17 protein-coding genes are annotated in these 25,936 nt (G+C 62.3%); 9 read left to right on the plus strand and 8 right to left on the minus strand.

Annotation, left to right across the window (positions count from 1 at the left end):
• The first annotated feature begins 52 nt into the window (after positions 1-52).
• The 8 genes from ACQZ5H_RS26555 (at position 53) to ACQZ5H_RS26590 (ending at position 9,060) form a co-directional block, all read left to right on the plus strand.
• Complete coding sequence (locus tag ACQZ5H_RS26555; RefSeq protein WP_130284330.1) at positions 53-946, plus strand: LysR family transcriptional regulator; 894 nt, start codon at positions 53-55, stop codon at positions 944-946.
• A gap of 141 nt (positions 947-1,087) precedes the next feature.
• Positions 1,088-1,567, plus strand: a complete 480-nt coding sequence (locus ACQZ5H_RS26560; RefSeq protein WP_449099456.1) for a formate dehydrogenase subunit gamma — start codon at positions 1,088-1,090, stop codon at positions 1,565-1,567.
• Entirely contained in the window at positions 1,564-3,120 is a 1,557-nt protein-coding gene (locus ACQZ5H_RS26565) for a formate dehydrogenase beta subunit (RefSeq protein ID WP_449099457.1), read from the plus strand. The genes ACQZ5H_RS26560 and ACQZ5H_RS26565 overlap by 4 nt, the downstream gene beginning before the upstream one ends.
• Positions 3,121-3,372 carry a hypothetical protein gene (locus tag ACQZ5H_RS26570; RefSeq protein WP_130284324.1) on the plus strand — a complete coding sequence of 84 codons (252 nt, stop codon included), beginning with the start codon at positions 3,121-3,123 and terminating at the stop codon, positions 3,370-3,372.
• Positions 3,369-6,248: a formate dehydrogenase subunit alpha gene (fdhF, locus tag ACQZ5H_RS26575; protein WP_112720152.1), complete on the plus strand. Its 2,880-nt coding sequence runs from the start codon at positions 3,369-3,371 to the stop codon at positions 6,246-6,248. Before ACQZ5H_RS26570 ends, fdhF begins: the two co-directional genes overlap by 4 nt.
• On the plus strand, positions 6,248-7,075 hold the full coding sequence (gene fdhD / locus ACQZ5H_RS26580) for a formate dehydrogenase accessory sulfurtransferase FdhD (protein ID WP_449099458.1): 828 nt from the start codon (positions 6,248-6,250) through the stop codon (positions 7,073-7,075). The genes fdhF and fdhD overlap by 1 nt, the downstream gene beginning before the upstream one ends.
• The gene (locus tag ACQZ5H_RS26585) at positions 7,065-7,310 is read left to right on the plus strand and encodes a formate dehydrogenase subunit delta (RefSeq protein ID WP_112720154.1); all 246 of its coding nucleotides are present in this window, start codon (positions 7,065-7,067) and stop codon (positions 7,308-7,310) included. Before fdhD ends, ACQZ5H_RS26585 begins: the two co-directional genes overlap by 11 nt.
• Positions 7,311-7,401: 91 nt before the next feature.
• Complete coding sequence (locus ACQZ5H_RS26590) at positions 7,402-9,060, plus strand: OFA family MFS transporter (protein ID WP_413710427.1); 1,659 nt, start codon at positions 7,402-7,404, stop codon at positions 9,058-9,060.
• Between the two features lie 154 nt (positions 9,061-9,214).
• Here the strand turns inward: ACQZ5H_RS26590 and ACQZ5H_RS26595 are convergent, their stop codons facing one another.
• The 6 genes from ACQZ5H_RS26595 to rocF all read right to left on the minus strand — a co-directional run bounded on the left by ACQZ5H_RS26595 (position 9,215) and on the right by rocF (position 17,236).
• Entirely contained in the window at positions 9,215-9,934 is a 720-nt protein-coding gene (locus tag ACQZ5H_RS26595; protein WP_449099459.1) for a polysaccharide biosynthesis GNAT family N-acetyltransferase UppQ, read from the minus strand.
• Between the two features lie 517 nt (positions 9,935-10,451).
• Positions 10,452-12,209 (minus strand): methyl-accepting chemotaxis protein, encoded by a 1,758-nt coding sequence (locus ACQZ5H_RS26600; RefSeq protein ID WP_449099460.1) that lies wholly within the window; start codon positions 12,207-12,209, stop codon positions 10,452-10,454.
• Between the two features lie 315 nt (positions 12,210-12,524).
• Positions 12,525-13,001: a chemotaxis protein CheW gene (locus tag ACQZ5H_RS26605; protein WP_112720158.1), complete on the minus strand. Its 477-nt coding sequence runs from the start codon at positions 12,999-13,001 to the stop codon at positions 12,525-12,527.
• Positions 13,001-14,785, minus strand: a complete 1,785-nt coding sequence (locus ACQZ5H_RS26610; RefSeq protein WP_449099461.1) for a methyl-accepting chemotaxis protein — start codon at positions 14,783-14,785, stop codon at positions 13,001-13,003. The genes ACQZ5H_RS26605 and ACQZ5H_RS26610 overlap by 1 nt, the downstream gene beginning before the upstream one ends.
• A gap of 298 nt (positions 14,786-15,083) precedes the next feature.
• A complete protein-coding gene (rocD, locus tag ACQZ5H_RS26615; RefSeq protein ID WP_112720160.1) occupies positions 15,084-16,283 on the minus strand; it encodes an ornithine--oxo-acid transaminase in 1,200 nt (399 codons plus the stop codon).
• Between the two features lie 17 nt (positions 16,284-16,300).
• Positions 16,301-17,236 carry an arginase gene (gene rocF / locus ACQZ5H_RS26620; protein WP_112720161.1) on the minus strand — a complete coding sequence of 312 codons (936 nt, stop codon included), beginning with the start codon at positions 17,234-17,236 and terminating at the stop codon, positions 16,301-16,303.
• 128 nt (positions 17,237-17,364) lie between these two features.
• Here rocF and ACQZ5H_RS26625 point away from each other — a divergent pair, with 128 nt between their 5' ends.
• Positions 17,365-17,793, plus strand: coding sequence for an Lrp/AsnC family transcriptional regulator (locus ACQZ5H_RS26625; RefSeq protein ID WP_112720162.1), 429 nt, complete (start codon positions 17,365-17,367; stop codon positions 17,791-17,793).
• On the opposite strand, the gene ACQZ5H_RS26630 is transcribed toward ACQZ5H_RS26625, so the two are convergent.
• The gene (locus ACQZ5H_RS26630; RefSeq protein WP_449099462.1) at positions 17,794-23,898 is read right to left on the minus strand and encodes a translocation/assembly module TamB domain-containing protein; all 6,105 of its coding nucleotides are present in this window, start codon (positions 23,896-23,898) and stop codon (positions 17,794-17,796) included.
• Between the two features lie 62 nt (positions 23,899-23,960).
• Positions 23,961-25,883, minus strand: coding sequence for an autotransporter assembly complex protein TamA (locus ACQZ5H_RS26635; protein WP_449099463.1), 1,923 nt, complete (start codon positions 25,881-25,883; stop codon positions 23,961-23,963).
• Between the last annotated feature and the right edge of the window lie 53 nt (positions 25,884-25,936).

The raw sequence follows: 25,936 nt of genomic DNA on the forward strand, positions 1-25,936 counted from the left end.
CTTATGATGTCCCGCCAAAGATGCCCGGACGCACAGTTCGGCAGGAGGCCGGATGATCGACAAGCTGGAATTCTTCATAGCTCTTGCCAATGAAAAGCATTTCGGCCGCGCCGCCGAAGAATGCGGTGTTTCGCAGCCGACGCTATCAGCCGCGATCCGGCAGCTGGAAGACCAGCTCGGCGTGATGCTGGTGCAGCGCGGTTCGCGTTTTCAGGGGCTGACGCCGGAAGGGCAGCGCGTGCTCGAATGGGCACGCCGCATCGTCGGCGATACGCGCACCATGCGCGAGGAGATGCGCACAGCCCGCAAGGGTCTTTCCGGACACCTGCGGATCGCCTCCATTCCAACGGCTCTGGCGATGCTGCCGCGGATCACCACGCCATTTCAGGAACGCCATCCTGATGTGACCTTCTCGATCGTCTCGCGCAATTCGCTGCAGGTGCTGAGCATGCTCGAAAATCTCGAGATCGATGCCGGTGTCACCTATCTGGAGAACGAACCGCTAGGGCGGGTAACTGCCGTGCCGCTTTATGCCGAGCGCTACAATCTGATCACCGCGGCCGGCAGCCCGCTTTCGGATCGCGAAACTGTGACCTGGCGTGAGGTTGGCAATCTTCGGCTTTGTCTATTGACCGCAGACATGCAGAACCGCCGTATCATCAACCGGCATCTGGCCGAAGCTGGGGCCACAGCGCATCCGACGCTCGAATCAGGATCGATGATCGTGCTGTTTTCCCACGTTCGAACGGGGCGCTGGGCGAGCATCATGCCGCGAAATGTCGCGGAATCATTCGGTTTTCCTGCCGAAATCCGGATGATCCCGATTGTCGAGCCCGAGGCCGATCATCTCGTTGGCCTTGTTGCGACGCATCGCGAGCCGTTCACGCCACTCGTCTCTGCGCTGTTGCATGAAGCAAGGATTCTCGCGGAGAGCGAAGATCTTTGATAGGAAAATCCTATCAACTGACGGAACAGCTTTATTGATCGGTTGCATGTTCCCTGAGACACTTCCTGTCACAATGTCATACCAAGCTGGGGGAGCATGGTGTGACGGCTGATAACGGGAAGCCTCGGGAGGCCTGCCACAATGAATGCTCACGTCGCCAATGGCGATATTGCCGAGCGCACCCGCGCGATCGTCTCGCACCTTCGTTCCCTCGAAGGCCCGCTCCTTCCAATCTTGCATGAAGTCCAGGATGAGTTCGGTTATGTGCCGCAGGAAGCGCTTCCTGTCATTGCGCATGAGCTGAACCTGTCGCGCGCCGAAGTGCATGGCGTGGTGACCTTCTATCACGACTATCGCGACCATCTTGCAGGCCGCCATGTCCTGAAGCTTTGTCGGGCCGAGGCCTGTCAGTCGATGGGCGGCGACGCCGTGGCTGAGCGGGTCAAGAAGCTTCTCGGCATCGATTTTCACCAGACGACGCTCGATGGCAGCGTGACGCTGGAGCCGGTCTACTGTCTCGGGCTTTGCGCCTGCGCCCCGGCGGCAATGCTCGACGGCGAGCTCTATGGCCGCATCGATGACGAGACCATTGCCGAATTCGCAGCGGAGGTTCGGCGATGACCGTCAAGATTTTCGTTCCTCGCGATGCGGCTGCACTTTCGCTCGGCGCCGACAAGGTTGCCAAGGCGATTGCTTCAGAAGTTGCGGCACGCGGCCTCGATGTGAAGCTGGTACGCAACGGCTCGCGCGGCATGCTCTGGCTGGAACCTCTCGTCGAAGTGGAAGTCGACGGCAGGCGTATCGGCTATGGTCCTGTGAAGGCCAAGGATGTTGCCGGATTGTTCGAAGCTGGGCTTGTGTCGGCCGGCGATCACGCGCTCTGTCTTGGGGAGGTCGAAAGCCTCCCATTCCTCAAGGAACAAACCCGCTTGACTTTCGCCCGCTGCGGCATCACCGATCCGCTGTCGCTCGAAGATTACGAGGCGCATGGCGGTCTTGCCGGGCTGAGGCGCGCGGCCGCGATGGCGCCTGCCGATATCGTCAAGGAAGTCACCGATTCCGGTCTGCGCGGCCGTGGCGGCGCAGGCTTTCCGACCGGCATCAAGTGGAAGACGGTTCTCGACGCCCAGGGCCCGCGCAAATACATCGTCTGCAATGCTGACGAGGGCGATAGCGGTACCTTTGCCGACCGGATGATCATGGAAGGCGATCCTTTCGTGCTGATCGAGGGGATGGCCATCGCAGGTCTCGCGACCGGTGCAAGCAAGGGCTTCGTCTATACGCGCTCGGAATATCCGCATGCGATCGCCGCGATGACGGAAGCGGTCGAAATCGCCCGCAAGGCCGGCGTGCTCGGTCCGTCGGTCATGGGCTCGGGCAAGGCCTTCGATATCGAAGTGCGCATGGGCGCCGGCGCCTATGTCTGCGGCGAGGAAACGGCGCTGCTGAACAGCCTGGAAGGCAAGCGCGGCATCGTGCGTGCCAAGCCGCCGCTGCCGGCGCACAAGGGCCTGTTCGCGTCGCCGACCGTCATCAACAACGTCATCTCGCTGGCCTCGGTGCCTGTCATTCTCGACAAGGGCGCTGCCTTCTATCGCGATTTCGGCATGGGCCGTTCGCGCGGCACCATCCCGCTGCAGATCGCCGGAAACGTCAAGCATGGCGGTCTCTATGAGGCGGCCTTCGGCCTGTCGCTCGGCGATATCGTCGACAAGATCGGCGGTGGCACGGCGACGGGACGGCCGGTCAAGGCTGTACAGGTCGGCGGCCCGCTCGGCGCTTATTTCCCACGCGCGCTATTCGATACGCCGTTCGACTATGAAGCCTTTGCCGCCAAGGATGGCCTGATCGGCCATGCCGGCATCGTCGTCTTCGACGACACGGCCGACATGCTGAAGCAGGCGCGTTTCGCCATGGAGTTCTGCGCCGTCGAAAGCTGCGGCAAGTGCACGCCCTGCCGCATCGGCTCGACAAGAGGAGTCGAGACGGCGGACAAGATTGCGCAGGGGATCGAACCCGAGAAGAACCGGGCGCTGCTCACCGATCTCTGCAACACGATGAAATTCGGCTCGCTCTGTGCTTTGGGCGGCTTCACCCCATATCCGGTGATGAGTGCGATGACGCACTTCCCGGATGATTTTTCTCCTGCTCCCATGGTGGAGGCTGCGGAATAGATGGTTATTTCCGGCAGAGTGTTCTCATTTGTTCGCGGAAGCGATGTCGAGCGGGATGGCATGTATTTGGAAGTCAGCGAGCAGATCGACGATCAGCGTTGTGTCGTGTTTGAGGTCTTCTATTCGGATGAGAACGGCAAGATGACGTTCTCAGGTTTGAAGGCAGATTTGCCCTTTGAACTCCTTGAAGTCGTTGCGCGGACCGCGCGAGAATCACTGACGCCAATTAATATGGCCGGAGAAGCGATATGAGCCTCGTTCACGAAATTGACTACGGAACGCCGGCTTCGAAATCCGAAGCCATGGTCACGCTGACCATCGATGGTCGCGAAATCACCGTGCCGGAGGGCACGTCGATCATGCGCGCTTCGATGGAAGCCGGGATCCAGGTGCCGAAGCTCTGCGCCACCGATATGGTCGATGCCTTTGGCTCCTGCCGCCTCTGTCTCGTCGAGATCGAAGGCCGCAACGGCACGCCTGCGTCCTGCACCACGCCGGTTGCCGCCGGTCTCGTGGTTCATACGCAAACGGGCCGCCTGAAGGATATCCGCCGCGGCGTGATGGAGCTCTATATCTCCGACCACCCGCTCGACTGTCTGACCTGCGCTGCCAACGGCGATTGCGAATTGCAGGACATGGCGGGCGCCGTCGGACTGCGTGACGTTCGCTACGGCTATGAGGGCGACAATCACGTCAAGGCGCGCAGCAACGGCGAGATCAATCTGAAATGGATGCCGAAGGACGAGTCGAACCCGTACTTCACCTATGATCCGTCGAAATGCATCGTCTGCTCGCGCTGCGTTCGTGCCTGCGAGGAAGTGCAGGGCACATTCGCGCTGACGATCGAGGGACGTGGTTTCGGATCGCGCGTTTCGCCCGGCATGCATGAGCATTTCCTCGATTCCGAATGCGTTTCCTGCGGCGCCTGCGTTCAGGCATGCCCGACGGCGACGCTGACGGAAAAGTCGGTGATCGCCATCGGCCAGCCGGAACATTCGGCGGTCACCACCTGCGCCTATTGCGGCGTCGGCTGCTCCTTCAAGGCGGAAATGCGCGGCGAAGAGCTGGTGCGCATGGTACCCTGGAAGGATGGCCAGGCGAACCGCGGCCACTCCTGCGTCAAGGGCCGCTTCGCTTACGGCTATTCCACGCACAAGGACCGCATCCTCAACCCGATGATCCGCGAGAAGGTCACTGATCCCTGGCGGGAAGTGACCTGGGACGAGGCTTATGCGCATGTCGCCTCCGAGTTCAAGCGCATCCAGTATCAGTATGGCCGCGAAGCGGTCGGCGGCATTACCTCGTCGCGCTGCACCAACGAGGAGACCTTCCTCGTCCAGAAGCTGATCCGCGCCGGCTTCGGCAATAACAATGTCGATACCTGCGCCCGTGTTTGCCATTCGCCGACCGGCTACGGTCTCGGCCAAGCCTTCGGTACCTCGGCAGGCACGCAGAATTTCGATAGCGTCGAGCATTCCGATGTCGTGGTCGTCATCGGCGCCAATCCGACGGACGGCCATCCGGTCTTCGGTTCGCGCCTGAAGAAGCGGTTGCGCCAGGGCGCCAAGCTGATCGTCATCGACCCGCGCCGCATCGATCTGGTGCGCACGCCGCATGTCGAAGCCGCCTATCACCTGCCGCTGAAGCCCGGCACCAACGTTGCGGTCATGACGGCGCTGGCGCATGTCATCGTCACCGAAGGCCTGTTCAACGAGAAATTCATCCGCGAGCGCTGCGACTGGTCGGAATTCGAGGATTGGGCGGCCTTCGTTTCGGAACCGCAGCATAGCCCCGAAGAGACTGAGAAGTTCACCGGCGTTCCGGCGGCCGATCTGCGCGGCGCAGCCCGGCTCTATGCGCTCGGCGGCAATGGCGCGATCTATTACGGCCTCGGCGTCACCGAGCACAGCCAGGGTTCGACGACGGTCATGGCGATCGCCAACCTCGCCATGGTGACCGGCAATATCGGCCGCGAAGGCGTCGGCGTGAACCCGCTGCGTGGCCAGAACAACGTGCAGGGCTCCTGCGATATGGGCTCGTTCCCGCACGAGCTGCCGGGCTACCGCCATATCTCCGATGACGCGACCCGCGATGTCTTCGAGAAGCTCTGGGGCGTGAAGCTCAACAATGAGCCGGGCCTGCGCATTCCGAACATGCTGGACGCGGCTGTCGATGGCACGTTCAAGGGCCTCTATATCCAGGGCGAGGACATTCTGCAGTCCGACCCCGACACCAAGCATGTGGCGGCTGGCCTCGCCGCGATGGAATGCGTCGTGGTGCAGGATCTCTTCCTCAACGAGACCGCCAACTACGCGCATGTCTTCCTGCCCGGTTCGACTTTCCTGGAAAAGGACGGCACCTTCACCAATGCCGAGCGTCGCATCAATCGCGTGCGCAAGGTGATGACGCCGAAGAACGGCTATGCCGACTGGGAAGTGACGCAGAAGCTCGCCCAGGCGATGGGCCTTAACTGGAACTACAAGCATCCGTCCGAGATCATGGACGAGATCGCCGCGACGACGCCGAGCTTTGCGATGGTCTCTTACGACTATCTCGAAAAGATGGGCTCGGTTCAGTGGCCGTGCAACGAGAAGCATCCCGAGGGATCGCCGATCATGCATGTCGATGGTTTCGTTCGCGGCAAGGGCAAGTTCATCCGCACGGAATATGTCGCGACCGACGAACGGACCGGCCCGCGCTTCCCGCTGCTGCTTACCACCGGCCGCATTCTCAGCCAGTACAATGTCGGAGCGCAGACGCGCCGTACCGATAACGTCGCCTGGCATCCGGAAGACCGGCTGGAAATCCATCCGCATGACGCCGAGCAGCGTGGCATTCGCGATGGCGACTGGATCAAGCTGCAGAGCCGCTCCGGCGATACGACGCTGCGGTCGTTGATCACCGAGCGCGTGGCGCCTGGTGTCGTCTACACGACCTTCCACCACCCGACGACGCAGGCCAACGTCATCACCACCGACTTCTCCGACTGGGCGACAAACTGCCCGGAATACAAGGTGACGGCGGTACAGGTTTCGCCTTCCAACGGGCCGACGGAATGGCAGCTTGAATATGACGAGCAGGCCCGCCAGAGCCGCCGTATCTCCGGCAAGATGGAGGCCGCGGAGTAATGCCCGACCGGCACACACGCATCTCCGTCGGCCGCATCGCCCGCAAGGACGGTGTGGTCGTGCCGGGCGAGCGGATCGTGCCGGAAGAGGTGCCGATCGCTTTCTCCTATGGCGGCAGCTCGCATGCGGTGATGATGGCGACGCCCGATGATCTTGAGGATTTCGCCGTCGGCTTCAGCCTGACGGAGGGTATCATCAGCTCGATGGAGCAGATATCCTCGATTGAGGCTATCGATAGCGAGATCGGTATCGACGTGCAGATCATGCTTGCCGATGACGTCGAGGATGCTCTGCGCGCCCGCCGCCGCAGCATGGCCGGGCCGGTCGGCTGCGGGCTCTGCGGCATCGAGTCGATCGAGCAGGCGGTGCGCAAGGTGCCGGATGTGTCTGCTGCCGGTTTGATGCTGACGCATGCCGATATCGTCCGGGCGGCTTCGCTGCTGAACGAGACGCAGCCGCTGCATCGTGAAACCCGGGCCGTCCATGGCGCAGGATTCTATCTGCCCGGCGAAGGGCTTCTTGCCGTCCGCGAGGATGTCGGCCGTCACAATGCGCTCGACAAGCTGTGCGGTGCGGTGATCCGTTCGGGGCGAACCGGTGCCGGTGGTGCCGTCGTCGTTACCAGCCGTATTTCGGTCGAGATGGTGCAGAAGACGGCGATCCTGGGCGCATCGATCCTGATCGCCATCTCGGCGCCGACAGCGCTTGCCATCCGCACGGCCGAAGAAGCCGGAATGACGCTTGTTGCGCTGGTGCGCGGCGAAGACTTCGAGATTTTCACCCATCCAGACCGCATCTCGCCCGAAAGCATCGCCGATGTCGCATGATACCCGTTCCAAGCTGGTCTACATGGCCAATCAGATTGCCACTTTTTTCAAGACCCAGCCGGCCAACGAGGCGGCTCAGGGAGTTGCCACGCATATCAATAAATTCTGGGAGCCGCGCATGCGGCGCCAATTTTTCGAGATTCTGGAGCAGGAGAATAACGGTTTCGATCCCTTGGTGATCGAGGCGTCTTCCCTGATCCGCAAGCCCGAGCCGGCGGAGCCTATCCGGCAGTAAACATCGTTTCGCGCAAGGGGGGACGCAGGTTGTCATTGCCTGTTCGAGCGCGATTCATGTCAGCAAGGTCAGATCCAGGAGGAACTTATTCATGACCGCAGCGGATACATCAGGAGCAGGGGTAGTAGCGGGCGCTGGCCTGCTTGATCGTGAGCGAATAATTGCGCAACCGGGGTTCAACCGCTGGCTCGTACCGCCGGCCGCACTCGCCATTCATCTGTGCATCGGCATGGCATACGGCTTCAGCGTGTTCTGGCTGCCGCTGTCGAAATCTCTCGGCATCAGCGCTTCGACGGCCTGCCCGGATCTGACACTGGCTTCGGCCCTGTTCACCACCAGCTGCGACTGGCGCGTTGCCGATCTCGGCTGGATCTATACGCTGTTCTTCGTGCTCCTCGGCTGCTCGGCAGCGATCTGGGGCGGCTGGCTTGAGCGGGTCGGTCCGCGCAAGGCCGGTTTCGTTTCCGCCTGCTGCTGGTGCGGTGGCATTCTCGTCGCCGCTGTCGGCGTCATGACCCACCAGCTGTGGCTGATGTGGCTGGGCGCGGGCGTGATCGGCGGTATCGGCCTCGGTCTCGGCTATATCTCGCCGGTCTCGACGCTGATCAAGTGGTTCCCGGACCGCCGCGGCATGGCGACCGGCATGGCGATCATGGGCTTCGGCGGTGGCGCGATGATCGGCGCTCCGCTCGCGAACCTGCTGATGAACTATTTCAAGACCGATACGTCGGTCGGCGTCTGGCAGACTTTCGTGGTCATGGCCGTCATCTACTTCGTCTTCATGATGGGCGGTGCCTTCGGCTACCGCATCCCGCCGGCCGGCTGGCGTCCGGAAGGCTGGACGGCGCCCGCCGCCAAAAGCAGCATGATCACCACCAAGCATGTGCATCTGCGCGATGCGCACAAGACCAAGCAGTTCTGGCTGATCTGGGCGGTGCTCTGCCTCAACGTTTCCGCCGGTATCGGCGTTCTCGGCATGGCATCGCCGATGCTGCAGGAAATCTTCGCCGGTTCGCTGATCGGCCTGCCGGATGTCGGCTTCGCGCAGCTCGATGCAGGGCAGAAGGCATCGATCGCAACGATTGCGGCGGGCTTCGCCGGTCTGTTGTCGCTCTTCAATATCGGCGGGCGCTTCTTCTGGGCGTCGCTCTCCGACAAGATCGGCCGCAAGAACACCTACTTCACGTTCTTCATCCTCGGCATCGTTCTCTATGCGGCGGCACCGACGCTTGCCGACATGGGCAACAAGGCGCTCTTCGTTCTCGCCTTCGGCATCATCCTGTCGATGTATGGCGGTGGCTTTGCAACGATCCCGGCCTATCTCGCCGATATCTTCGGCACGCAGTTCGTTGGCGCAATCCATGGCCGTCTGCTGACGGCATGGGCGACCGCCGGTATCGTCGGCCCCGTCGTCGTCAACTATATCCGCGAGGCGCAGATCTCGGCCGGAGTCGCACCCGGACCGGCGCTCTATACCGGCACGATGTATATCCTCGCCGGCATGCTGGCGCTTGGATTGATCGCCAACCTCTTCGTGCGGCCGCTTGCCGACAAGTGGTTCATGTCGGACGCAGAAGTGGCATCGCTGCAGGCGAAATCGGCGGCCGCCAGCGCCGGGCCGAGCGGCTCGTTCGGCATCGGCCGGGGTGGCTTCGACGCCAAAGCGGCTCTTGCCTGGGCCGTCGTCGGCATTCCGTTGCTGTGGGGTGTCTGGGTGACGCTGAAGGCGACGCTTGCGCTGTTCGGCTGATCGGAACTGATGACTCGAGAGAGGGGCATGCGCTTTGCGCGTGCCCTTTTTCGCATAAAAAGGCGCCTCCGGGGCGAGGCGCGAAAATTCTGGAGTTGAGCTGTTGTCCAGGAATACCCGGCGCCGAGGCGCCGGGTACTGCCGGGGGAGGCGGTCACCGCATTGCGATGACCATGCGGCAGAGCTTGACGAGGCTCGCCTCGTAGCCGCCGGAGCCGAGGATGTCGCGGCAGCGCAGCTTGACCTTGGCCTTTTCTGCAGCCGACATGTCATTATAGGAGTAGGTCGGGCCGTTGGGGCCGCGCGGACCATTCGGACCATCAGGACCGCCGGGGCCGTCCGGATCGTTCGGGTCGATGCCCGGCAGGCCGAGAGCGATATCGACGAGCGTGTTGCCGCCGAGACCAGCCTTGGCCTTGGCGCTGACGAGGCCCGGACCGCCGACAGTGGCGTTCACATCTGCATTGAGCCCCTTCGTGCCGCCGACGCTGGCCGTGGTGCCGACGCCGAGGCCCTTGGTTGCGCCGCCGAGCGTCGTCTTGCTGTTGATGCCGTTGGAGCCGCCGACCGATGCGTTGACGCCGAGGCCGCCCTTGGAGGTGCCGCCGACGCTGGCGTTGACGCCGCTGGAGCCGCCGATCGAGGCGCTGAGCCCGCGGCCGCCATTGTTGCCGACGCTGACGCCGTTGCTGCCGCCAATGCTGAGGCCGCCGCCACCGCTCTTGCTGCCGCCGCTGTTGCTGCTGCTCTTGGAGCCGCCGCCAAGGGCGCTCCCCAGGCCGCCGAGCAGGCCTTCAGCAGAAGCCTGTGCCGGAATGATGAGCGATGCACAGCTGATTGCGACTATGGCGATCGCCGATTTATGATACTGCATTTCCAACCTCCAAAACGATTCTGCCAGGACCCCATGCCCAGGCTTGGAAATCAAAATTGGAAGCGCGCGCTTTCCGTCTCGGGATGTCAGCAACCAAGAGTGGCTGTCTGGTCTCCCGTTGATACAATATAAGAATATACGTAAGTTCTAATGTTGTGTAGCTGTTTCGCGCTAAAGTTGGTTTTGCTTATTTGTACAGCTAAAGAGATCTAAACGAAAAAGATCGCAGTCTGTATAGATCACTTTCCATTGCGCAATAATTGGAAAGCTCTGGAATTTATAACGATTGTTTTTATTGGGATTTCCGGAAATTAGCTGCGGGCAAGCATTGTTGGCATTGTCGTATTGCAAAATCGCGCTTGTGCCGCTCCGAATTGGATTGGGTCAATCGTAATATTCTAATTCAATCAAGGATTACGTACCTGGTGGCTGTTGATCGGCACGTTTTGCTTGCAATGATGGCATGAAAAAGGCCCCGCGGAGCGGGGCCGGAGTAACAGTCGTGCTTGCCTGGAGCTTAGAATTCTTCCCAGCTATCGGCCGCCGGAACGGCTGCGCCATGCGCCTTGGCAACGCGGGCGACCAGATGCAGGGCCGGGGAATTGTGCATCTGCCGTGCGGCGGTGCGCTGTTGCATTTCATTGCCGAGACGGAACTGGCTGAGAAGCGATCTCAGGATCTCGGCTTCGGCCGCAAGCTTATGGCTTGCCGCCGTGCTCTCCTCGACCATGGCGGCGTTCTGTTGCGTCGCCTGGTCCATGGTGTTGATCGCCTGGTTGATTTCCTTCAGACCCGTTGCCTGTTCGCGTGAGCCTTCGACGATCGCCGAGACGTTGGTGTTGATCGCGGCGACCTGCCCGAGAATTTCCTCGAGCGCCTCGCCGGTGCGGCCGACGAGGCTGACGCCGTTCTTCACCAGCTCGCTCGACTGGTTGATCAGCGCCTTGATCTCCTTTGCAGCACTCGCCGAGCGCTGCGCCAGTTCGCGGACTTCCTGTGCGACGACCGCGAACCCCTTGCCGGCCTCGCCGGCGCGGGCGGCTTCGACGCCGGCGTTCAGCGCCAGAAGATTGGTCTGGAAGGCGATGTCGTCGATAACGCCGATGATGTTGGTGATCTCGCGCGAGGATTGCTCGATCTGGCCCATGGCGGCGACCGCGTTGCGCACGACGACGCCGGACTGTTCGGCGCCCTGCTTGGTCTTGGCGACGAGAGAGCCTGCCTCGGCGGCGCGGTGGCTTGAGTCGTTGACGGTCGTGGTGATCTCTTCCAGCGCCGCTGCCGTCTGCTCGACCGAGGCGGCCTGCTGTTCGGTGCGCTTGGAGAAGGAGTCCGCCGCTCCGCCGATCTCCTGCGAGCCTGCCGCGATCGCCACGGTATTCTCGCCGATCGTCGTCAAGGTATCGCGCAGCTTTTCGATTGCGGCGTTGAAATCATGGCGCAATTGCTCCATCGACGGCACGAAGGCGGTGTCGACGGTTTGTGTGAGATCGCCCTCCGAGAGCAGCTTCAGCGCGGCGCCGAGGCGGCTGATGGCGCTCATGCGTTCGGTGACATCGGTGGCGAATTTTACCACCTTATAGACTCGGCCATCGGCATCGATGATCGGGTTATAGGCGGCCTGGATCCAGATCTCCTTGCCGCCCTTGCCGTAGCGGACGAATTCATTGGCGATGAACTCACCGCCCGCGAGGCGGCGCCAGAAGTTGGCGTATTCCTCGGTGCGCGCATAGGCCGGATCGCAGAACATACTGTGATGCTTGCCGGTGATTTCGGAGAGGCTGTAGCCGAGGCCTTTGCAGAAATTCTCGTTGGCCGTCAGGATCTCGCCGTTCGGCTTGAACTCGATGACAGCCTGCGAACGCGAGATGGCATTCAGCTTGCCGGCGTCGTCGATCGACTGGCGCTTGGTCTCGGTGATGTCGGAGGCGAACTTGACGACCTTGTAGGGCTTGCCGTTCTTGAAGACGGGATTGTAGGTCGCCTGGATCCAGATTTCGCGCCCGCCTTTTGCGAGGCGCTTGTAGGCGCCGCTGTCATACTCGCCGCGGCCGAGCCGCGCCCAGAATTCGCGATACTCGGCGGTTGCCGCGTAGGCGGGGTCGCAGAACATGCTGTGGTGCTTGCCGGTGATCTCATCCAGACCGTAGCCAATGGCCCGGCAGAAGTTGTCGTTGGCCTTGAGGACATTGCCCTTCAGGTCGAATTCGATGACGGCCTGCGATTTCGAAATGGCATCAAGAATGTATTTTGCATCGGAAGATAAACCAAGCATCCCCGTTCCCCATTTGTGGCCGGCGCGCCCTGCGCCACGGCAGAAAAATGCCCAAATGCAATCTATGGATTTTGACGGAGGCTATTCTCGCTAAACGGGATAACTTCAACTATCGGAAAACATAGGCTGCTTTTGTCACAACCAATGATGCTAACGGGAAGGTTAATTTAGCGTATAAAAGAGATTGCTAATAAGATTTGTTTTGGCCACAAGTTTTCATCGGTGATTTCTGCTGGGCATGAAATTCTACTAGGCACGAAAAAGGCCGCCTCAGAGGGCGGCCTCTTATTTGAGCTTCGGTGTGGCGCTCAGTGATCAGGCGGCCAGCTCTTCGGCTTCGTTTTCCTTGAACATCTTGGCGAGGTTCAGGAAGCAGATCATGCCGTTTTCCGAAGCGATGATGCCTTCGCAATAAGCGCGGTCGAAGGAGGCGGTCACTTCCGGCACCGGCTGGACCTGGCTGGACGAGATCGTCAGGATGTCGGAGACGCGGTCGACCAGCATGCCGATGACCATGCTGTGAACTTCAGCAACGACGATTGCGCTGCGTTCGTTGGCGACGGTGCTCTTCATGCCGAGTTTGTAGGCGAGGTCGATGATCGGGATGACCGAGCCGCGCAGGTTCATGACGCCGATGACATCGGTCGGAGCATGCGGGATCGGCGTCGAAGGGGCCCAGCCACGGATTTCGCGGATGGTCGTCGTCTTCACGCAGAATTCCTGATCGTGCAGCCGGAAGGCAATGATCTCGAGCGTGTCGCCACTGAAACTATTGGAATTAATGGTGCTCATTAGAAATCTTCCCAGTTCTCGTAAGCCAGAGCGGCTGCGCCGCCATTGGCGCGGACAGTACTTACCCGTTGACCACGCGGCGTTCCGTAGGCGGCTGGCGCGTTTGTGGCTTTGTTGTTGAGCTTAGCCAAAGAGTGTTGCGCAAATCTAAACTGTGACAGCAGAACTCTGAGGTTTTCGGCCTCTTTGGAGAGCTTGCCGCTCGCCGCAGTGGTCTCCTCGACCATCGAGGCATTGTCCTGTGTCACCTGATCCATGGCGTTGACCGCCTTGTTGATCTCGTTCAGCCCGGTCGACTGTTCGCGGGCGGCGGTAACGATGGCGACGACGTTGCTGTCGATCTCGGTCACCTGCGAGACGATCTCCTCCAGCGCATTGCCGGTTTCGCCGACCAGGGTGACGCCGCTCTTCACATGCTCGGTCGATGCGGTAATCAGCGTCTTGATTTCCTTGGCCGCGTTGGCGGAGCGCTGGGCGAGTTCGCGGACTTCCTGGGCAACGACGGCGAAGCCCTTGCCGGCCTCTCCGGCGCGGGCAGCCTCGACACCGGCGTTGAGCGCCAGAAGATTGGTCTGGAAGGCAATCTCGTCGATGACGCTGATGATGTTGCTGATCTCGCGCGACGAGTTGGCGATCTGATCCATGGCGCCGATGGCCTTGCGGACGATGCTGCCGGAGTGCCCAGCGCCTAGCTTGGTCTTGGCCACCAGTTCGCCAGCCTCGCCTGCGCGCTTGGCGCTGTCGGCGACCGTCTGGGTGATCTCCTCGAGAGCAGCCGCAGTCTCCTCGACGGTCGCGGCCTGGCGCTCGGTGCGGCGGGAGAGCTCATCGGCTGCGATGCTCATCTCGCGGGAGCCGTGGGCGATCGCGTCGGTATTTTCGGCAACGGTGCGCATGGCATCGCCCAGCCGCTCGACGGCGCTGTTGAAGTCGAGGCGGACCTTGTCGAGGGCGGGGAGGAAGGGCGTGTCGATCAAGCCGGTAAGATCGCCGGCGGCGAGTTTCGTCAGGCCCTGGCCGAGCTCGTCGACGGCGTGGACACGGCTGGTGATGTCGGTCGCGAACTTGACGACCTTGAAGACGCGGCCGTTCATGTCGAAGATCGGGTTGTAGGATGCCTGGATCCAGACGACCTTGCCGCCCTTGCCGATGCGCTTGAACTCTTCGGCGACGAACTGGCCGGACGCGAGCTTGGCCCAGAATTCGCGGTAGGCGGGCGAGCCGGTATAGGCCGGTTCGCAGAACATGCTGTGGTGCTTGCCGCGGATTTCGTCGAGCCTGTAGCCCACGACGTCAAGGAAGTTGCCGTTGGCGGTGAGGATCTCGCCGGCCGGAGTGAATTCGATCACGGCCTGGGCGCGGGAGATCGCTTCGATCTTGCCGATGGCATTCGCCGACTCGAGCTTGGTCGCAGTGACATCGGTCGCAAACTTGACGACCTTGTAGGGCTTGCCGTTGGACAGAAGCGGGTTGTAGGTCGCCTGGATCCAGACTTCGCGGCCGCCCTTGCCGATGCGACGGTATTCGCCGGCGTCAAATTCGCCGCGGCCGAGCTTTGCCCAGAAATCCTTATAGGCCTGCGAGGCGACGTATTCCGGCTCGCAGAAGATGCGGTGGTGCTTGCCGACAACTTCGGAAAGCTCGTAGCCGACCGTGCGGCAGAAGTTTTCGTTGGCGGTGAGGATATTGCCCTGCAGGTCGAATTCAATGACGGCCTGCGATCTGTTGAGCGCCGAGAACATCGCCTTGGCGTCGGTTCCTGAAACAATTGAAAATAACGGCATCGTCGTCCCTTATGGAGACTGCGCCTCAGGCGATACGGGGGCGGCTCTCTTGCCGGAATAGGGCAACAGGTGTCCGCACCTGCATCGCATCCGGTGCGGCAGGTCTGAGCTCAAATAAATCCTGAAAACCCGGCTCCTGCCCCCGCAAATACGCCCTGGTGTTTCTACTAAAGTAATATAATTATTTAGATTAAGAATGAGTAACTGCGGCATTTTACTGCCGCATATTAGTAATGTTTTCCTGAGGATGGCCGAAAATACTTCCCCGGAGTTGCGGCCGGGGAAGTGGCTGCAGACTTCAGGTAATCGTCTTTTCGATCTGCTCGACAGCCCACTCGACCTGTTCCTTGGTGACAACCAGCGGAGGGGCGAGGCGAATCGTGTTCTCGTGGGTATCCTTGGCGAGCAGACCGCGCTCCTTGAGACCGTAGCAATACTGGCGGGCGCCACCTGCTTCCGGCTCCAGCTCGACGGCCAGCATCAGGCCGCGGCCGCGAACATCCTTGACGATGTTGGAGCGGATCGAGCGCAGGCCTTCGAGGAAGTAGTCACCCATCTTCTCGGCATTCTCGATCATGCCTTCTTCGGTCAAGACCTTGAGCGCGGTGCGGGCGACGGCGCAGGCGAGCGGGTTGCCACCGAAGGTTGAGCCGTGCTGACCGGGCTTCAGGACGCCGAGCACTTCGCTGTTCGAGAGAACGGCGGAGACAGGATAGAAGCCGCCGGAGAGCGCCTTGCCGATCAGCGTCACGTCGGCTTCGATACCTTCATGCTCTTCTGCGAGCAGCTTGCCGGTGCGGCCGAGGCCGGTCTGGATCTCGTCGAGGATCAGCGTGACGTTATGCTGAGTGCAGAGCTCGCGGACGCGCTTGAAATAGCCGGCCGGCGGGATCTTGACGCCGGCTTCGCCCTGGATCGGCTCGATGAGGGCAGCAACTGTGTTCTCGTTGATGGCGGCGGCAAAGGCGTCGGCATCGCCGAAGGCAATGGTGCGGAAACCCGGGGTGAAGGGTCCAAAGCCGGTGCGCGCATCGGGATCGGTCGAGAAGCTGATGATGCTCAGCGTGCGGCCGTGGAAGTTGTCCGAGCAGACGATGATCTCGGCCTTGCCCTCCGGCACGCCCTTCACTTCGTAGCCCCATTTGCGGACCGCCTTGATGGCGGTTTCGACGGCTTCGGCGCCGGAGTTCATCGGCAGGATTTTGTGCGAGCCGGTGAGGGCTGCCAGTTCCTCGTAGAGATAGGCCAGCTGGTCGTTGCGGAAAGCGCGCGACGTCAGCGTCAGGCGCCCGGCCTGCTCGACCATGGCGGCGAGGATCTTCGGATGGCAGTGGCCCTGGTTCACCGCCGAGTATGCCGAGAGGCAGTCGAGATATCGCTTGCCGTCGGTATCCCAGACGTAGACGCCTTCGCCGCGGGTCAGGACGACGTCGAGCGGCTTGTAGTTATGGGCGCCGAGCCGCTGTTCGGTGGCGATCAGGCTTTCAGATGCGTTCATGGCCGTGTTCCCTCAGATTATGCGGCGCGTGTCGGACGGTCGAAGATACGGCGGCCGAAGAGGCTTGCCGTCAGCTCGACGAGGACGCGGGCACTCTTGCCGCGGTCGTCGAGGAATGGATTGAGCTCGACGAGATCGAGCGAGGAGACGAGGCCGCTGTCGGAGAGCATCTCCATGACTAGGTGGGCTTCGCGGAAGGTGGCGCCGCCCGGAACCGTCGTGCCGACACCGGGCGCGATATCGGGATCGAGGAAGTCGACGTCGAGGCTGACATGGAGAAGGCCGTTCGCCGCTTCGACCGCGGCCAGGATCTGCTTCATGATCGCGGCAATGCCCTGCTCGTCGATAGAGCGCATGTCGAAGACGTTGACGCCGTGCTGCTTGATCAGCACGCGCTCAGGCGCATCGACGGAACGGATGCCGACCTGGAAGACGTGGCGGGGATCGACGAAGGGGCGGTTCTTCGGCAGGATTTCGGCAAATTCTGCGTTGCCGCTGAAGAAAGCCACAGGCATGCCGTGGATGTTGCCGGAGGGCGAGGTTTCCGGCGTGTTGAAATCGGAATGGGCATCGAGCCAGATGACGAAGAGCGGACGGCCCTTTTCGGCGGCATAGCGCGCCATGCCGGAAACACTGCCCATGGACAGAGCATGGTCGCCGCCCAGGATCAGCGGGAAGCGGCCGGCGGCTGCGGCCTCGTAGGTGCTTGCTTCCAGAGCGCGGGTGAAGGCGCCGACGATGCGCAGGTTATGGGCGTTCGGATGGTTCGGCAGATCGCGGGCGGGGACGATCTGCAGGTCGCCTTCATCCTTCACGTCGTGGCCAAGCTCGATCAGCGTCTGGTCGATACCGGCGATGCGCAGCGCTGCCGGGCCCATGGCCGCGCCTCTGCGGCCGGAGCCTTCTTCGAGGGGAACACCAATGAGGGTGACTGCGCGCGACTGAACGTCCATTCCGGGCTCCGTTTCCGAGTTTCGAGTTGCATATTCGGCTATCGGCGCGGCGGCAAAAAGATGGAAAATTGCCAAAAGAAAAGCGCCATTGTACAGATTGATCACATCATTTGAGCAAAGTGAACATCATGGATGATCTGGATCAGGAACTACTGAGCGCGCTGCGCCACAATGCGCGCACGCCGGTATCGTCGCTTGCGGCGATGACCGGCGCGTCACGCGCCACCGTGGCGGCACGTATCGACCGGCTGGTGGCGAATGGCACGATCGCCGCCTTCACCATCCGTACCGGTCATGAAGTGCGCTCGGCCGGTGTCCGGGCCATCATTCTCATCGAGGTTCTCGGCAAGCTCGCCGACAAGGTGGCCGATCAGCTGCGCGGTCTTCCGCAGGTGCGCGCGCTTCACAGCACCAACGGCAAATGGGACTTCATCGCCGAACTGGAAGACCGTGATCTGGTTTCCTTCGACGAGACCCTCCGGCGCATTCGCCTGATCGACGGCATCAACGTTACCGAGACCAACATCCTGCTGAAGACCAGCAAGACGGTGTTCTGATCAGTATTCGTGCTCGTAGACGACGCCTGCTTCGCCGGAGCCGTTGCCGCCGGCCGCACCACGCAGTTTCACACCGCGGCCGACATCGAGATTGATGACCGCCTTGGCGCCCGCTTCGCCGCCCTGCTGCAGCTCGAAATATGTGCGCTCGTTGAGATAGCGGCCGACGCTAACGCTGGTCTGGCCCTTCTCGTCGGTGCTGATGTCGAGATCGTCGACGCCGAGCTGATTGCGCAGGCCTTCGAAGAGCGAGGTCGAGCGTCCACCCGCCAGCTGGCTGACGGCATCGGCAAGCTGGGCGATCTGCACCGGCGAGAGCTTCGACATCGACTGACCGAAGATCAGCTGCGCCAGCACTTCGTCCTGCGGCAGGGCCGGGGAGGAGGAGAAGGTAATGGCGGGATCGGTGGCGAGACCCGCGACATCGACAGTCAGCGTCGTCGTGCCCGATGTCGAGCTCGCTTCCATGTCGAGTGCGGGTGTCAGGTCGCCGGCGAAGGTGATGCGGCTCTTGTCGGTGAAGTTCATGCGCCGATTGAGGATCGTCAGGCGGCCGCGCCGCATGGTGAAGCCGCCGGAGACGACGGGTGAGGCTGCCGTTCCCTTGATCGTGACGCTGCCGCCGAGCTCGGAATCGATGCCGCGGCCGCGCACGAAGATCTGCGAGGGTGCATCGAGCCGCAGGTCGAGGGCGATGGTCGAGGATTTCTGGCTGGCGCCCTGGTTGTCTTCGTCGCGCAGCTGGGCGCGAACGGCGGCAGGCGCATGGATATGCTTGATGTTGATCTCGCGCAGCGATGTCGGCAGCTTTTCCGGTACCGTGATCGATGCCTTTTCGAGATTGAGGCGGCCGCTCAGCGTCGGATTGGAGAGCAGCGGGCCGCGCATGCCGAGCGTGCCGTCCACCGTGGCGACAACCAGCGTGCCGTCGACATAGACGGCCTTGTCGAGCTTGACCTCGATATTGACGGGGTAGCCGCTGTTCGGCTGTATGCCGACCGTGCCGCTGGCGGAGATGGCACCGCCGCTGGCGAGATTGGCGCTGAAGCGGGAAATCGTCGCCTGCTGACCATTCATGGTGATGTTGGCGGTCAGGTTGTTGAGCGCAAGATTGCGGCGTACGTCGACGAGCTTGGCGCCACTGGTGTTGATCGTGCCGTTGATCACGGGGCCACCGGCGTTGCCGGTGATGCGCAGATCGATATCGGCGGCACCATCGGCGACGAGGCCCTGCTGGGCGAGTTGCGCGCCGAGAATGGCGAAGGGGAGATTGCCCTTGAACTGCAGGTTCAGGGCGCGCTGACCTGCTATGCCGACGCTGCCGCCACCCTTCATCGACAGGCCGCCTTCGCCGCTAAGGCCGGTATCGATCGTCAGGGTTTGCCCTGCAAGCTTGCCATCGGCGGTGATGCCGAGCGGCGCGAGCCCGGCGCTCTTCGTCTGGCTGGTCGCGGCATTCTTCCAGTTCAGCTTGAAATCGACATTCGGGATCGGCAGCTTTCCTGCGGCGCTTGCACTGCCCGAGATCGCGCCCTCGGCGCCGAGACCGGGAACGAAAGCGTTGGCGATGCCGGCCGGCAGATTGGCGATGTCGGCATTGGCCTTCAGCGAATTGGCATCGGGACCGGCGACCGTGAAGCTGCCCTTGCCCTTCAGCGACAGGGCGCCGCTGCCGCTGGCATTGACGTTGAAATTCAGCGTGTTGCCCGACAGCGTGCCATCGGCCGAGACGCCAAGGCCGGTGACGTTGGCGGCTTTCGTATGGCTCGTGGCCGCGTTCTTCCAGGTCACCTTGAAGTCTGCAGCCGGGTTTGGAAGCTTGCCGGATGCCTTGGCAGTGCCGGAGATCAGGCCCTCGGCGCCGAGGCCGGGAACGAAGGGATTGGCGAGGCCCGCAGGGACGTTGCTGATATCGGCATCGACATTCAGCATGTTCGCATCCGGGCCGGAGACGATGAAGTTGCCATTGGCCTTCAGGGAGAGGCTGTTGGTGCCGCTTGCCGTGGCATCGAAATCGAGCTTGTCGTCGGCGAACTTGCCCTTGGCCGAGACATCGAAGCTTGCAAGCTTTGCCTTCTTCGTCTGGTCGGTCGCCGCATCGCTCCAGGTTAGATTGAAGTCCGCAGTCGGCCGCGGCAGTTTGCCGGATGCCTTGGCGGTGCCGGAGATCAGGCCTTCGGCGCCGAGGCCGGGAACGAAGGGATTGGCGAGGCCGGCAGGCAGATTGCTGACGGTCGCATCGACCGAGATCGCGTTGGCATCGGGGCCTGCGACCGTGAAATTGCCGGTTGCCTTCAGCGACAGGCTGTTCTTGCCGCTGGCGGCCGCATCGAAGTCCAGCCTGTTCTCGGCGAACTTGCCCTTGGCCGTCACGTCGAAGCTGGCGAGCTTTGCCTTTTTCGTCTGATCAGTTGCGGCATTGGCCCAGCTCAGGTCGAAATCGGCGGTCGGCGCCGGAAGCTTGCCCGTGGCCTTGGCCGTGCCGGAGATCAGGCCCTCGGCGCCGAGGCCGGGCACGAACGGGTTTGCGAGACCCGCGGGGACGTTGCTGAGCGTCGCGTCGACGGAGAGCGTGTTGGCATCAGGCCCGGCGACGGTGAAATTGCCGAGAGCCTTGAGAGACAGGCTGTTGGCGCCGTCGGCGCTGGCATCGAAATCGAGCTTGTTGTCGGCAAACTTGCCCTTGGCGGAGACGTCGAAGCTGGCGAGACCGGCCTTTTTCGTCTGGCCGGTTGCCGCGTCGGTCCAGGCAAGATCGAAGTCGGCGGCCGGGCGTGGCAGTCTGCCGGTCGCCTTCGCCGTTCCGGAAATCATGCCTTCTGCTGCGAGATCCGGAACGAAGCCGTTGGCGAGCGATGCGGGGACATTGCTGACGGTCGCATCGACGGAGAGGGTGTTGGCTTGAAGGCCGGAGACAATGAAATTGCCGGTCGCCTTGAGGCTCAAATCCTTGGCGCCCGCCGCATCGACGGTGAAATCGAGTGTGTCTCCGGCGAAGGTGCCGTTTGCCGTTATGCCAAGCTTGGCGAGCCCGGCTTTGACGGTCTGGCTGGTTGCAGCGTCCTTCCAGGTCACCTTGAAATCGGCGGTCGGTTGCGGAAGCTTGCCCGATGCCTTTGCCGTTCCGGAGATGATGCCCTCGGCGCCGAGATCGGGAACGAAGGCATTGGCGAGAGCAGCTGGTACATTGGCGATTTCGGCATCGACGGATAGCGCCTGCGCATCAGCGCCCGCCACCGTGTAGTTACCCGAAGCCTTCAGCGACAGCTTCTTGTCGCCTGCCGCGGTGGTCTCGAAATCCAGGCGGTTATCGGCAAACTTGCCGCCAGCCTCGATCGCGAAGCCGGAAAGGCCGGCAGCCTTGGTGTGGCTGGTCGCGGCATCCTTCCAGTCGAGCTTGAAATTGGCGAGCGGTGCCGCGGGCGTGCCGGTTACCGTGACCGTGCCCGAGATGGTTCCGGCCGCTTTGAGTTTGGGCACGAAGGTGTTCGCGAGGCTTGCCGGCAGGTCCTTGATCGTGGCGTTGATATCGAGTGTTTCCCCGGCCGAGCCGGAGACGCTGACCGAGCCGTCGCCGGTGCGGATCGTCAGGCCGTCGAGCTTCGCAGCGCCACCCGAGATGGTGACTGCCGTCGGTGCAGCCAGGTCGACTGCAATGTTGCGCGGCTTGGCGGAGAGCTGGTTCAGCTCGATCCTCATATCGCCGCCATTGGTCTCGACGGCACCGGCGGCGACCAGGGGATTGGCGTCATAGGTCGACGACAGATCGAAATTCGTCCGGTTCTGCTGCTGGGTGAAATTCAGCGCCAGACCGCTGATCACATTGGCGCCCGACGAAATCTCGTCGGCCTTGACGACGCCGCTCGCGGCGAAGGCCTTGAGGTCGCTGATCGTCACATCGATATCGGGCCGGACGAGCGAGAGGCCGTCACGGCGGATGCCGCTGCCGCTTGCCTTGGCGGCGATCGAAATCTTCCCGCCGTCATTGGCGATGTCGAAGCCGCCCTTGAGGTCGCCCTCAGCACGCTGACCGGCAAGCGCCGCAAGCAGACCGACATCGGGGAAATCGAAGCTCAGCTTGCCGCTCGGCAGGAAGGAGGGCGTCAGATCGATATTGCCGTTCAACTTGTTGGCGCCGGCCTCGACGGAGATCGACGGGATGCTGGTGATGCCGTCCTTCGACAGGGCGTTGGCGTTGATCGTCAGCGGCTGGCCGTCGATCGCACCCTTCGCCTCGATCGTTGCCTGCGGTGCGGCTGGGTCGGCGGTGCCGGTGATGTTGACGTCAAGGTTCGAAAGCGTGCGGTCGACCGTATGCAGCGTCGCCGACTTGAGATTGGCCTTGATCGCAAGGGCCGAGAGCGCGCCGCTGACATTGACCGTGTAACCGACTTCACCGCTGGTGTTCTCGGCGAGCTTGGCGATATCGGGCAGGCGCCCGCTGAGATCCGCAGCCAGCGTGTCGCCGTCGAGCGTCACGTTGCCGGCTGTTTCGATCGTGCCGGATTTCACAATGAGGTTCGACAGGTTGATCTTCGACGGGATCGTGCCGGCGACCTGGGTCTCGATCGAGATCGGCGTGTCGAAGCGTGGAGCGACGGCGGGTGGGAGGGCGGCCGGCTCGATGGTCAGCTTGGCATTGCCCGTCAGCGCCTGGCTTGCAAGCCGGTAGGTGCCGTTGACGCTGCCGCTAGCATTGGCGCTTTCGAGCGTCGTGCCGTTGAAGCCGATGCTGTCAGGGGCAATCTGGATCGGGGCAGCGAGCGTGACCGGGCCCTGGATTGCGCGGTTGAGGTTTGGATCGAGGAAAGCAGTATCGCCGGCCACCAGCCGGATCTGTACGCCACCGCTGCGCTTGGCGATGTTGAAAGCGTCGCTCTTGGCTGTGAGCTTGACGTTGCTTGCGGTTGCCTGCGGTAAGGTGACGGCGTCGAGCGAGGCACTAGCATTCAGCCGCGCTGCCTGGGCATCGCCCGTCAGAGCCAGATTGAGGCCGCTGATCAGGAAGCGCGCCTCGCCTTTTTCGAGCGGCCAGCGAAAATCGACCGGACCCGACGTGCCGAGCACATTGGCGTTGAGGCTGTTGTTGCCGGCGGGATCGAGCGTCCCGGAGGCGGCGATGACGACCGAGCCGGTCGCGAGATTGCCGGTCTGGATGTCAATCTTGCCCTTGTTGTCGAAAGTGGCGGCGAGATCGATATTCGTCTGGCCGGCAAAGAGCGGGCGGAAGGGTGGGGGAAGCAGCGAGCTCAGATCGCCGCCGCCTTTCAGGTTCAGTTGGTGAAGCCCCTCGGGCGTGAGCACATGCTGGCCCTCGATCGAGGCGCGCGGCTGGCCATCGAGCGAAGCCTGCAGCTTGGCCTTCCAGTTGGAGATCGGTCCATCGCCGTCGATGGCGACATTGACGGCGGGCTCGCCCGGCAGCGACAGCAGCGTTGCCAGAAGGCCACCCTTGGGTTCGGCCACCTGTGCCTTCAGCCGCAGCTGGTTTTCTCCCGGCATAAAGGCGACGTCGGCGCTGAGCTTCGCATCAGGAACGGACTGGCGGTTGACGTTGATGACGGCGTGGCCGCCGTCCTGGTCGGCCTGCACATTACCATTCGCCATCAGCGTGAAGGCGCGTCCGGCCAGCTGTTCGCTGAGATTGATCTGCGGTAGGGCGATGCTATCGACGGCGATCTTGATCGGCAGTTTGAAGCCGCCTTCCTCGCCGGTATCGGGCGGGGAGGGCAGGGTGCGGATCGGCTTACGCACGACGGTCACCGACTGGATGCCGATCTGCTTGGCGTGGAAGGTGCCGGTCAGAAGTGCCAGCGGGTTCCAGTTGATCGAGATGCCGCGGGCTTCGGCAAAGACACCGCGCGTGTCCGAGATCGTCACCTGCGCCGCATCCAGGCCGCCGGTCAGCAAGCTGCCGGGCTCGCGGATCGCGATGTTCATGTCGCGGTTGGAGATGATCTCGGCGACCTTCTCCGTCACGATGCGCGAACCGAAGGTGGTGAAGCCGAAGATGGCAATGGCGATCGCCGCGGCAACAAGCATGACGCCCAGCCCATAGCCGAGCAGCCTTACGATCCAGTTGATGAGCTTCGTCAGTGCTTGCATGAAGGCGGACACTATCCCGTTCGCGAGGTGCTGCAGCGGCCAAGCGGCTGCTTGTCACACCGTTAGAATGATTGGCCTATGCCGGCATAGATGCCATAGGCCGTGCCATTTTCGTACTTGTTCAGCGGTACGGCAAAATCAAGCCGCAACGGGCCGAAAGGCGTTGCATAGCGGATGCCGACGCCCGCACCGGCCCGGAAATCCCCGAAATCCGGGAAGGTCTCGGCGGAGACCGTGCCGACATCGAGGAAGGGCACGATGCCGATCGTATCGGTGACCCTCACGCGCGCTTCTAGCGACGCGGTCACGTAGGACTTGCCACCCGTCGCCTCGTTGTCGGCGTCGTAGGGCGAGATTTCCTGATAGCCATAGCCGCGCACCGATCCGCCGCCGCCTGCGAAGAAGCGGCGGGTCGCCGGGATGTCCTGCAGCTCTCCGCCGACCATGAAGCCGGCCGCGAGCTTCCCGGCGAAGACGACATTGTCCTCAGCGCCGATTGCCTGATATCCGGAGATCGAGCCCTCGAAGGAGGAGAAGATCGTGCCGTTGAAGGCTTCGTAGCTCGGGGTTGCCGCGAGCGTCGCGCGGTAGCCTTCGGTCGGGTTGAACTTGTTGTCGCGGGCGTCGCGCTCGTAGGTCAGCGGCAGAGCGAAGGTCAGGTATTCGTTCTGGCCGAAAGCGTCGTCGTCCTTTTCGTAGCTGATCTCGCCGGCTGCCGAGACGGTGTCCTGATCGCTGAGCTCATAGGCATAGCCGAGCGAACCGGTGAGCAGCGAGGCATTGTAGGCATCCGGGTTTTCGGTCTTGGCGAGGATCGATGCCTTCAGCGTTCCGGCGGGCAGGAAGGCGCCGGGCTTGGTGAAGGAGATGCCGGCCGAGTAATCGAGATTGCTGATGTCGTTTTCGCCGAGACGGCCGACCGCGCCTTCGATGCGCAGCGATTCCGCCTCGCCGAAGAGGTTGCGGTGGCCCCAGTACCCCTGAACGCCGAAGCCGTCGATCGTCGAATAATTGGCGCCGAAGCCGAAGTAGCGCTGCTTGCCTTCGGAGACCTCGATGGTCATCGGCAGTGTGCCATCGGCAGCAAGTTCGTTGGCTTCGTGAATGGTGACGCTGGAGAAGACGCCGAGCGCCCGCAGCCGGTCACCGGCCTTTTTCAACGCTTCGGGCGAATAGGCATCGCCGCGGTTGAGGCGGGAATAGCGCTGGATGAAATCCGGCTTCACACCCTTTTCGCCGGTGACGCCGACGGAGCCAACAGGCGCGACCGGTCCGCCTTCGGTGGTGATGATGATGTCGACGGTGTTGCTGCGGTGGTCGGCGACGACCTCGCGCTTGGTGAGCTTGGCAAGCGGACGGCCTTCGCTCTTCAGCTGCTCGACGATCTTGTCGCCGGCCTTGATGATGACGAGGGATCCGGCTTCCTGGCCGGGCGCGAGGTCATAGTCGGCCGGATTGCGCATCGCCGCATCGCCGCCGAACTGGACATCGCGGACATGGAAGACCGGGCCGGGATCAACGGAAACGTTGACCGGAACCGGCTTAGAGCGGTCGAAAACCGGATTGGGCGGCAGATCATCGATATTCTTGCCGCCGATGGTGATGGTGACGACACCGCCGTAGCGGGCCTTTTCGTAAAGCGTGGCGATCAGCCGGTCGCGGTCGTCGCGCGCCTTGACGACGACGCCGAGATCGCCGGAGACGGGCTTGTCCTTGTCGCCGACCAGGCGAGAGCTGTTCTGCAGCGCTTCGGTGAGATCGGGATCGGCGGTGCCCGCGGTCAGGTCGACGTCATAGCGCACCGGATCAGGAACCTGCTCCGCGTCGCTATCGTCCTTGCCGAATATCGTTATGCCAAACAGCTTGAAGGCGTATGCCTCATCGACCAGAATCGGTGATAGCGCGGCTGTTGCCGCGATCACCATCATGGTGCCTGTCCGCCGAGACGCGAAACCCGCTTTCGGTGTCTTCCCTCTGATCTGCATCCGCCGCTTTTTGTTACATGAAAATGAAGCTTCGCGTTGCCCAGCCGCGGGCA

The organism is Rhizobium sp. 21-4511-3d (assembly GCF_053522545.1).